The organism is Tropicibacter sp. S64, from assembly GCF_049803835.1.
Taxonomy (GTDB): Bacteria; Pseudomonadota; Alphaproteobacteria; order Rhodobacterales; family Rhodobacteraceae; genus Pacificoceanicola.
Genome location: NZ_JBNAGK010000025.1, coordinates 25,643 through 34,695 on the forward strand (window position 1 = coordinate 25,643; position 9,053 = coordinate 34,695).

9 protein-coding genes are annotated in these 9,053 nt (G+C 65.5%); 4 read left to right on the plus strand and 5 right to left on the minus strand.

Translation table 11 applies throughout. The features are described from left to right. Positions 1–592: 592 nt before the first annotated feature. The gene (locus ACP159_RS24905) at positions 593–1,483 is read right to left on the minus strand and encodes a LysR family transcriptional regulator (protein WP_425102391.1); all 891 of its coding nucleotides are present in this window, start codon (positions 1,481–1,483) and stop codon (positions 593–595) included. A gap of 97 nt (positions 1,484–1,580) precedes the next feature. Here ACP159_RS24905 and ACP159_RS24910 point away from each other — a divergent pair, with 97 nt between their 5' ends. The 4 genes from ACP159_RS24910 to ACP159_RS24925 are packed head-to-tail and all read left to right on the plus strand — an operon-like array spanning position 1,581 to position 4,578. Beyond that, the gene (locus tag ACP159_RS24910) at positions 1,581–2,528 is read left to right on the plus strand and encodes a ketopantoate reductase family protein (RefSeq protein ID WP_425102392.1); all 948 of its coding nucleotides are present in this window, start codon (positions 1,581–1,583) and stop codon (positions 2,526–2,528) included. Beyond that, a complete protein-coding gene (locus ACP159_RS24915; RefSeq protein WP_425102394.1) occupies positions 2,525–2,902 on the plus strand; it encodes a VOC family protein in 378 nt (125 codons plus the stop codon). Before ACP159_RS24910 ends, ACP159_RS24915 begins: the two co-directional genes overlap by 4 nt. Beyond that, a complete protein-coding gene (locus tag ACP159_RS24920) occupies positions 2,903–3,367 on the plus strand; it encodes a MaoC family dehydratase (RefSeq protein ID WP_425102395.1) in 465 nt (154 codons plus the stop codon). Continuing rightward, complete coding sequence (locus tag ACP159_RS24925; RefSeq protein ID WP_425102396.1) at positions 3,364–4,578, plus strand: CaiB/BaiF CoA transferase family protein; 1,215 nt, start codon at positions 3,364–3,366, stop codon at positions 4,576–4,578. The genes ACP159_RS24920 and ACP159_RS24925 overlap by 4 nt, the downstream gene beginning before the upstream one ends. Positions 4,579–5,012: 434 nt before the next feature. On the opposite strand, the gene rpe is transcribed toward ACP159_RS24925, so the two are convergent. The 4 genes from rpe to gap form a co-directional block, all read right to left on the minus strand. Next, positions 5,013–5,708, minus strand: a complete 696-nt coding sequence (gene rpe, locus ACP159_RS24930) for a ribulose-phosphate 3-epimerase (protein WP_425102397.1) — start codon at positions 5,706–5,708, stop codon at positions 5,013–5,015. A gap of 53 nt (positions 5,709–5,761) precedes the next feature. Continuing rightward, positions 5,762–6,844 carry a class II fructose-bisphosphate aldolase gene (gene fba, locus ACP159_RS24935; protein ID WP_425102398.1) on the minus strand — a complete coding sequence of 361 codons (1,083 nt, stop codon included), beginning with the start codon at positions 6,842–6,844 and terminating at the stop codon, positions 5,762–5,764. A gap of 14 nt (positions 6,845–6,858) precedes the next feature. Continuing rightward, complete coding sequence (locus tag ACP159_RS24940) at positions 6,859–8,070, minus strand: phosphoglycerate kinase (protein ID WP_425102399.1); 1,212 nt, start codon at positions 8,068–8,070, stop codon at positions 6,859–6,861. Further along, positions 8,067–9,053: type I glyceraldehyde-3-phosphate dehydrogenase (gene gap / locus ACP159_RS24945; protein ID WP_425102400.1), on the minus strand; the 987-nt coding region annotated here is incomplete at its 5' end. The genes gap and ACP159_RS24940, both read right to left, overlap by 4 nt.

Below are 9,053 nucleotides of genomic sequence, written 5' to 3' on the forward strand. Positions count from 1 at the left end.
ACCAGCGAACACGTCGTCAGGCGTTCCGTGCCGAAGAATGCGGTGAGGGCCTCTGATCGCGGTGCGGGCCTGCCTTGCGCACCTAGCGAACAGTGACCCCACGCGGCCAGCAGATCGACCCGATCCTGATCCTCGCAGCATGTACCGGCCCCTGATCCCCCTCCCTGCCTTCGGATACGGATGTTTGCTCCGGGTTGCGGTCTGCCGATCTGCGACGGGATGGAGATCACAGATGTCGAAACGGAAAACAGCATTCGATGATCGAACCATGGACGCGGGCATTGCCCGAAGCCGTGTGCGGCGTGTTCAAGCGCGTCGGCAGGAAAGCCCGATCCGTGGCCCGGCAAGTGGGTCGGACGAGGGTTGTGCCCGTGCTTGCCCCGATGGACGGCCTGCGGGTCGATGGGCCCGATCACCCCGGGTGCGCTGACATCATCTCCCCGCCGTAACGGACTTTCCCTGTCCCGCAGCATAGGTCCGTCATCAGCCCCTGCTGGTCGATCATTGTCATCGGCTGTGATCCTGACAGGTCCGGCGTGCAGGGTACTCGGACTGGTCCGACGCCGGGCTCGACTGGGACCTCAGCCCGGCCTCACACGAGGCCCGACAACGTCGCAAAGGCCGTCTCGCGCAGCCAGGCGTTGGTCGGATCGGCGTGGACACGGGCATGCCAGTGGACCTTGACCTGAAAGCCGTCGATGGCGAGTGGGCAATCCGAGAGACCAAGGCCCGCCTGCCGGGACAAAGCCGTGCCGATATGGCGCGGCAAGGTTGCGATGAGGTCGGAACCCGTCAGGACCGAGGGCAGACCGAGGAACCCCGGCAGGCTCAGCGCGATCCGTCGGGTGATCCCGGCGGACTCCAGCGCTGTGAGCAACAGCGATTGCCCGGTTCCGTTCGTCACTTCGACATGGTCGGCGGCGGCATAGCTGTCCCGGGTCAGCGGCCCGAGGGGATGCCCCTCCCTGTGAATCACCACCCATCCTTGGTCATAAAGGACGCGCTGATAGAACCCGGCGTCCAGACCCGGGATCAGACCGATGGCGATATCTGCGGCTCCGTTGGCCAAGCGTTCCCCCAGGCTGGCGTCGATCGGGCTGACCTCCAGGCCGGAGTGTGGTGCCGCGCGTCGGATCGCGGCGAAAAGGTGGGGCAGAAGGGTCAGGTGGCTGGCATCGCTCATGGCCACCCGGAAGCGCCGGGTTGACCGGGTCGGGTCAAAGCCCGCACGGATTGCGCTGAGCGTCCTGACATCATCCAGCGCGCGCCGCATCGGACCCGCGAGATGATCCGCCAGCGGCGTGGGTGTCATTCCGCCGGGCATCTGGACGAACAGCGGATCGCCGTAATGCGCGCGCAACTGCCCCAACCCGATGGAGACGCTGGGCTGACTCAACCCCAGCCGCGCCGCCGCGCGGGTGGTCGAACCGGTCTCGTAGACCGCGAGGAATAGGCGCAGAAGGCGCAGGTCGACGTCGGACATATTGATAATGCCAATACCTTCTATTGAGTACATTGCATAGACCTATCCACCTGCCGCTTGCATGGTCCCGCCGACAGAACCATGCGGGGAGGACGCCATGGACATTGCCGTGCTGGGCGCAGGGGCCCTTGGCTCCGCCATCGGCGGCCGGCTCGCGCAATCGGGCCATGCCGTGACGTTGATCAACCGCAACGCCGACCATGTGGACAGGATGACCCACGCCGGGCTGATGCTCGACGAAGGCGGCCGGCGCGACGTGGTCAGGGTGCATGCGCGGCAAACGCCGGACGGGGCGACCCCGGTCGACCTGCTGATCGTGCTGGTCAAGAGCTACCACACCGAGGAGGCGATCCGCAGCGCCCAGGACCTTATCGGGCCCGGGACCACGGTCCTGTCGCTGCAGAACGGCCTTGGGCAGGAGGACATCCTGATCGGGGTCGTCGGCTCCGAGCGCGTCATCGCCGGGAAAACCTATGTCGGCGGCGTCATGACCGCGCCGGGTGTGATCTCCGCCGGGACCGCGGGCAAGGAGACGATCATCGGCGAGCTTTCCGGTGCCCTCACACCCCGGGTGCAGGCCATCACGCAAGCCTTCGACGCGGCGGGGCTGCGCTGCATCGCATCGCCCAACATCCGGGGCGCGATGTGGGACAAGCTGCTGGTGAATGTCGCCACCGGCGCATTGGCCGCGATCACGCGGCTGAACTACGGCAATCTCTACGACATCCCCGAAATCGCCGAAACGGCGATTGCAGCCGTGGCCGAAGCGATGCAGGTCGCCGCCGCACTGGATATCGAGCTGACAACGACACATCCGGGTCAAGCCTGGGACAAGGCCGCGCTGGGGCTGGGTTTCGAGTTCAAGACGTCGATGTTGCAGAGCCTCGAAAAAGGCGCGCCGACCGAGATCGACTTCGTCAACGGCGCCGTGGCGCGGCTGGGCCGCGAGATGGCGGTGCCGACACCCGTCAACGACACGCTCGTGGCCTGCATCAAGGGCGTCGAACGGGCGCTCTCTCCCAAGCAGGAAGGACAGACGGCATGACCCGTGGCTATCTTGAACATGTGGCGATCCGGGTGCGCGCGCTGGCGCCGCACCTCGCCTTCTTCCGCGATGTCTGCGGCATGGAAGTCCGCGACGAGAAGGTCATCGGCGGCCTCCGGCAGGTCTGGGTGACCGGCGGCATCCAGTTCATCGAGGACCCGGATTTTACCGGCCCCGAGGGGCGTTTCGCCCATCTCGGGATCTTTGTCGAAGACCTCGACGCCGCACTGGAGGCGGCGCTGGTGCATGCCGTCACGGTGCTGCCCAAGGGGCGCAACTGGCTGCTGCTGCCCGACGGGCTGGAAGTGGAACTGGACCAGGCGCGGGGCGACGCGGTGGCCCGGGCACTGGCGATCGACGCGAGGAACGGCTGAATGACCGGATGGACCTATTACGATGACCTCAAGGGCGGCGAGACCTGCACGACGCCCGCCGTCACAGTCACGCGCGAGATGATCCGCGCCTATGCCGACCTGACCGGCGACCACACACCCGTGCACGTCGACGAGGCGTTCGCCAGCAAGAGCCATTTCGGCGGCATCGTCGCGCATGGCCTGCTGGGCCTTGCCCTCGCCGACGGGCTGAAGACGCAGGCCGAATTGCAATTCCCCCCCGGGGCTTCGCTGGGCTGGGAATGGGATTTCACCGGGCCGATCCATGCTGGCGACACGGTGCATTGCACCTTTTCCGTGGGCTTCATGCGGACGACGTCGAAACCCGGCTGGGGCATCGTCCATCTGGAAAGCGAACTGGTGAACCAGGACGGAAAAGTCGTCCAGAAAGGCCGACACAAGCTGATGATCCTGCGCAATGCGCAAGCTGAGGATGCCGTTCAATGACCAATAGCCTTCCGCTCGATGGCATCCGCGTCATCGACTTCACCCATTTCCTCGCCGGTCCGCATCTGTCGCGGTCACTCGCCGCGATGGGCGCCGACGTGATCAAGGTCGAGCGACCGAAAGGCGGCGATGCCGGACGGCATCATCCGTACTTCAAGGACGGGCAGTCGGGCTACTACCTGCAGCAGAACATGGGCAAGCGCGGATTGTGCCTCGACCTGAAAGACCCGCGCGGCATGGATCTGATGCGGCGTCTTGCGCAGTCTGCCGATGTCTTCGTCGAAAACTTCCGCCCCGGTGCGCTGACAAAACTTGGCCTGGGCTATGACGCGCTGTCACGGGACAACCCGGGGCTGGTCTACTGCTCGATCTCCGCCTACGGCCACACCGGACCGAAGAGCGACAAGCCGGGCTTCGGCCTGATTGCCGAGGCGATATCGGGCGCAATGGCTCAGCTGGGCGAGCCGGATCAGGCACCGCCACTCATGCGGATGCCGATTGCCGACATGTACACCGGCATGCATGGCGTCGCCGCCGTGAACGCCGCGCTGCTGGGCCGGGTCAAATCCGGCAAGGGCCAGCACATCGACCTCGCGCTGTATGACTGCATGGTGTCGATGCACGATTACGCGGTGCAGCAGTTCTTCCTGTCGGGCGGCACGGTGCTGCCGAAGAAACACGGCTCACGTCAGCCCGAATCCACCGTCTACGGCGCCTTCCGTGCCAGGGACGGCGACCTGGTGATCGCCGCGCAGGTGGATGATGCTTGGTCGCGGCTGGCGGAGCTGATCGGGGGCGCGGCGCTGGACGACCGCTTTCGCACACCTGCGGGCCGCAACGACAATCACGCTGACGTCTACGAACTGGTCGAGGCATGGTGCAAGCGCCAGGACAGCGTCGCCCACTGTATCGCGCAACTCGATGCGGTGGCGGTGCCTTGTGCCCCGGTGCAGACCGTCGACCAGATCGTCCGCGATCCGCAGATCCTTGCCCGCAACATGTTGGTCGAGCAGGACCACCCCGTTCTGGGCCGCGTGACGCTGCCGAACCTGCCTTTCCGCTTTTCGGGTTGCGACACGACCCCCCGCTGCGCCGCGCCGCTGCTGGGGCAGCACAATGCCGAAATCGCAGCCGAGCTTGGCTATGGTGCGGCGGAAATCGCAGCGCTCGAGGACGCGGGAGTCTTCTACGCCGAGACAGCCGCGCGATGACAGATCGCAACGCTGTTTTCGGCAACTCTTTGAAGAGCCAGAATCTTATTATTGCGGAAATGCCGCTGCTCGTCGGCAGCCATATCGTTGGCGTCCCGTGCTTTTCCCTCCTCCAGCAATGACGCAATCTGCTGGAGGGCGGCCTCTACGGACCCCTCTGGATACCTGTCCCGGCGTTGCTGGGCACGGGGCCCTCCCGGACATTGCCGCACATTCCGTTCGCGAGAGACCGCAACCTCTTGTCGAAGAGGCGTCGGACAATTTCACAGGCAGATCGACCTTTGCGGCCATGTTGCCATGTCCTCTGGCGTTGTTGAAGAAACCGGGTTTGACCAAAAATCCCGGCCACTGACGGCACGATCCCGCAGTCTCCGGGTCAGCCCTGCACCCGTAGTGTCGCGGTCATCGCTCCGTCTCCGTCGAAGATCCGCGCCTCAGGCCGCACGGGCCGCGCCAGTGGCCGCAGAACGGATAGCCTTCATATTGGCGCCGTAGACCTCCGGCCTGTCCACCGATCCGCCCCGGAACACCGCCGATCCCGCGACGAGGACATCCGCCCCCGCCTCGGCCACCAAGGGCGCCGTCACCGGATCGACGCCGCCGTCGATCTGGATATGGATCTCGCGGTCGCCGATCATCTCGCGAACCGCGCGGACCTTCGCTGTCATGTCGATGAATTTCTGCCCGCCGAACCCGGGGTTCACCGTCATCACCAGCACCATGTCCGCCAGCGGCAGCAGATCGCGCACCGCCTCCGCCGGGGTGCCGGGGTTGAGCGCGACGCCTGCCTTCATGCCTGCTGCGCGGATCGCCTGCAGGGTGCGGTGGATGTGCGGGCCGGCCTCCACATGCGCGGTCAACATGTCCGCGCCCGCCTCGGCATAAGCCTCGATGTAAGGGTCCACCGGCGCGATCATCAGGTGCACGTCCATGAAGGTCTTCACATGCGGACGGAAGGCCTTCACGGCGGGCGGGCCGAATGTCAGGTTCGGCACGAAGTGGCCATCCATGACATCGACGTGGACCCAGTCCGCGCCCTGCGCCTCGATGGCGCGGATCTCGGCGCCGAAATTGGCGAAATCGGCGGAGAGGATCGACGGGGCGATCTTGATGGAGCGGTCGAAGGGCATGGCGGGTCTCCTTGTATTTGTGCCCGGCGGGTCGCCCGCCGGACCAGTGCGATCTATTCTGCAGCGGCCTTTGCGGTCCCCTGCGGGTCAAGCGTCCCCGCGGCATAGCGGCGTGCCATGTCGTCGAGGTCGATTGGCCTGATCCGCGCGGCATTGCCCGCGGTGCCGAAGCGTTCGAAGCGGTCCTTGCAGAGCTTTTCCATCTCCTGCATGGCGGCAATGGTGAACTTGCGCGGATCGAACTCCGTCTTCCTCTCCATCGCCACCTTGCGGAACTGGCCGGTGATGGCCATGCGGTTGTCGGTGTCGATGTTGACCTTGCGCACGCCCGACTTGATGCCGCGCTCGATCTCCTCGACCGGCACACCATAGGTCTGGGGCATCTCGCCGCCGTTGTCGTTGATCAGGTCCTGCAGGTATTGCGGCACGCTGGACGAGCCATGCATGACCAGATGCACGTCGGGAATGCGGGCGTGGATTGCCTCGATCCGGGAAATCGCCAGCGTCTCGCCCGTGGGCTTCTGGCTGAACTTGTAGGCGCCATGCGAGGTGCCGCAGGCGATGGCCAGCGCGTCGACCCTGGTCTGGGCGACGAAATCCGCCGCCTCGTCCGGGTCCGTCAGCAGCTGGTCATGGCTCAGCTTGCCTTCGGCGCCGGAGCCGTCCTCCTTGGCGGCCTCGCCGGTCTCCAGCGACCCGAGCACGCCCAGCTCACCCTCGACAGACGCGCCGACCCAATGGGCCATGTCAGCGACGCGGCGGGTGATGGCGACGTTGTAGTCCCAGTCTGCGGGGGTCTTCATGTCCTCTTTCAGGGAACCGTCCATCATCACCGAGGTGAACCCGTGCCTGATGGCGGACAGGCAGGTCGCTTCGTTGTTGCCGTGGTCCTGGTGCATGCAGATGGGAACGTCGGGATACATCTCGGCCAAGGCGGCGATCATGTGGCGCAGCATGATGTCCCCGGCATAGGACCGGGCGCCACGGCTGGCCTGAAGGATCACCGGGGCATCACAGGCAGCGGCGGCCTTCAGGATCGCAAGCCCCTGTTCCATGTTGTTGATGTTGAAGGCGGGCACGCCGTAGCCGTGTTCGGCTGCGTCGTCCAGCAGTTGGCGAAGGGTGATGAGTGCCATGTCGGGGTCCTTTCTCAGGCCGCTGCGGCGGCGGTCTGCAACGCCGCGATGCCGGGGAGCGTCCTGCCCTCCAGCCATTCCAGAAACGCCCCTCCCGCGGAGGAGACGTAGGTGAAGTCTTCCGCGACACCGGCCGCGTTCAGCGCCGCCACCGTATCGCCACCGCCCGCCACGCTGATCGCCAGACCGTCGCGGGTCAGCCCGGCCGCGGTTTCCGCAAGACGCAGGGTGGACTGATCGAAAGGTTGCATTTCGAACGCGCCAAGCGGACCGTTCCACAAGATCGTGCGGCAATCCGCGAGCACCGACTGAAACCGTGCCAGCGCCCTCGGACCTGCGTCGAGGATCATCGCGTCCGGCGGGCAGGCATCGGCGGGCATGACCTCGTTCCGGGCCCTGGGGGCGAAATCCCAGGCGGCGACCACGTCCTCGGGCAAGTGCAGTGTGCAACCCGCCTTGTCGGCCAGAGCGCGGATCGCCCGCACCGTCTCGATCTGGTCGGCCTCGTGAAGCGACCGGCCCATCGGCGCACCATCCGAATAAAGGAAAGTGTTGGCCATGCCTCCACCGATGATGATGTGATCGACGCGAGACACGAGGTTCTTCAAAACGGCGATCTTGGTCGACACCTTCGATCCGCCCACGATGGCGACAGAGGGCCGTTCGGGTGCGTCCAGCGCCGCGCCAAGCGCGCCGAGTTCCTCCATCATCAGCGGCCCGGCATAGGCGGGCAGCCGATGGGCCAGCGCTTCGGTCGAGGCATGGGCGCGATGGGCGCAGGAGAAGGCATCGTTGACGTACAGATCGCCAAGCCTTGCGAGTTCCGCGGCAAAGACAGGGTTGTTTGCCATCTCGCCGGGATTGTAGCGCAGGTTCTCGCAGAGCAGCGCCTCGCCATTGCGCAGCCGTTCGGCAAGCATCACGGCGGCCTCGGTCGCGCAGGTGTCCGAGAAGGCGACCGGCACCCCCAGCGCCTGCGACAAGGCGGGACGCAGCTTGTCCACCGAAAAGGCGGGATCGAGCATGCCCGCCTGGGGCCGTCCGAAATGGGTGAGGATTACAAGCCTCGCGCCGCGTTCCAGCAGCGGACGCATGCCTTCGGCGAAGCGGGCTATGCGGGTGGAATCGGTTATCTTGCGATTTTCCATCGGCACGTTCAGATCGGCACGGACCAGCAGGCGCCTGCCCCGCACATCGGCATCGGAAATGCAACGGATCCGGGTCACAGCAACGCCCCCATGGCAACGGCGGTATCGGACATTCGGTTGGAGAATCCCCATTCGTTGTCGTACCAGATCAGGATGCGGACCATGGTGCCGTCCATGACCTTGGTCTGGTCCGTGTGGAAGACCGACGAATGCGGGTCATGGTTGAAGTCGGAGCTGACGAGTTTCTTGTCGGTGTAGCCGAGGATGCCCTTGAGCGGGCCGTCGGCGGCATCGCGGATCGCGTCGTTGATCTCCTGCACGGTGGTCGCGCGGGACGCCTCGAAGGTCAGGTCGACGACGGAGACGTTCGGCGTCGGCACGCGGATCGCGACCCCGTCGAGCTTGCCGTTCAGTTCCGGCAGAACCAGCCCCACGGCCTTCGCCGCGCCGGTGGACGTCGGGATCATCGAGAGCGCGGCCGCGCGGGCGCGGTAGAGGTCCTTGTGCATGGTGTCCAGCGTCGGCTGATCACCGGTGTAGCTGTGGATCGTGGTCATGAAGCCTTTCACGATCCCGACGGTATCGTTGAGCACCTTGGCCACCGGCGACAGGCAGTTCGTGGTGCAGGAGGCGTTGGAGACGACGATGTCGTCGCTGGTCAGCACGCTGTCATTGACGCCGAAGACGATGGTCTTGTCGGCACCGTCGCCGGGGGCGGAAATCAGCACGCGCTTAGAGCCATTCTCCAGGTGCGCCTTGCACTTCTCCTTGGAGGTGAAGATGCCGGTGCACTCCATCACCACGTCGATGTGGCTCCACGGCAGCTCGGCGGGATTGCGGATCGCGGTCACCTTGATCGGCCCGCGGCCCACGTCGATCCAGTCGTCGCCGGAGGACACCTCGACCGGGAAGCGGCCATGGACGCTGTCGTATTGCAGCAGGTGGGCGTTGGTTTCGACCGGGCCGAGATCGTTGATCGCGACGACCTCGATGTCGGTGCGGCCGGATTCGATGATCGCGCGCAGGACGTTGCGGCCGATGCGGCCAAATCCGTTGATGGC